This window comes from Cellulomonas bogoriensis 69B4 = DSM 16987 (genome assembly GCF_000767165.1).
GTDB classification, from domain to species: Bacteria; Actinomycetota; Actinomycetes; order Actinomycetales; family Cellulomonadaceae; genus Actinotalea; species Actinotalea bogoriensis.
This window is the reverse complement of sequence record NZ_AXCZ01000392.1, coordinates 1-810: the sequence shown is the minus strand read 5'-3', so window position 1 is coordinate 810 and position 810 is coordinate 1. Positions and strand designations below refer to the sequence as shown.

Here is an 810-nt window from a genome sequence, read left to right as displayed (position 1 = left end):
ACCCGACTGATCGACAGCACGCGGCTGGAGCTGCGTGGGGCTGAGAGGAACCGATGAGCACGAGCGCGTGGCAGCGGACGATGATGGTGGGCAAGATCCACCGTGCGACGGTGACCGCTGCCGACCTGCACTACGTCGGCTCGATCACCATCGACACGGCGTTGCTCGAGGCCGCGGACATCCTGCCCGGTCAGCAGGTCGACGTGGTGGACGTCACCAACGGCGCCCGGCTGACCACCTACGCCCTGGCCGGTGAGGCCGGGTCGGGGACGGTGTGCATCAACGGGGCCGCCGCGCACATGGTCGACCCGGGTGACCTGGTCATCGTGATCGCCTACGCCCAGATGCCCGACGAGCAGGCCCGCACCTACTCCCCGCGGGTGGTGCACGTGGACGCCGGGAACCGCATGGTCGATCTCGGTCAGGACCCCGGCGCGGCCCCCCCCGGGCTCAGCACGGCCGCCCTCGCGTGGCCGGCCGGTCGGTGAGGCTCGCCCGCACGCTCGCCGCACCCGGCCCGGGGTGGACCGCCGAGGCCGACGTCGTGGTCGTCGGGTCGGGGATCGCGGGTCTGACCGCCGCGCTGGAGCTGCGCACCCGCGTGCCCAAGGTCCTCCTGGTGACCAAGGGGTCGCTGGCGTCGGGGTCGACCGTGTGGGCGCAGGGCGGCATCGCGGCTGCTCTGGCCCCGGGCGACTCCCCGGCGGCCCACCTGCAGGACACCCTCGTGGCCGGTGGTGGGCTGTGCGACCGCCGGGCGGTGGAGGTCCTGGTCACCGAGGGACCGGCGCGGGTGCGCGCGCTCGCGGC

2 protein-coding genes are annotated in these 810 nt (G+C 74.2%); both read left to right on the top strand.

Annotated features, from left to right (window positions below; translation table 11 throughout):
• Positions 1-53 precede the first annotated feature (53 nt).
• The gene (panD, locus tag N869_RS15635; protein WP_035063224.1) at positions 54-488 is read left to right on the top strand and encodes an aspartate 1-decarboxylase; all 435 of its coding nucleotides are present in this window, start codon (positions 54-56) and stop codon (positions 486-488) included.
• On the top strand, positions 485-810 hold a 326-nt coding region (locus N869_RS15630; RefSeq protein ID WP_232229839.1), incomplete at its 3' end, for an FAD-dependent oxidoreductase. The genes panD and N869_RS15630, both read left to right, overlap by 4 nt.

Coding starts and splice junctions, on each gene's coding strand:
- panD (WP_035063224.1), top strand. CDS start 54: ATGAGCACGAGCGCGTGGCAGCGGACGATGATGGTGGGCAAGATCCAC.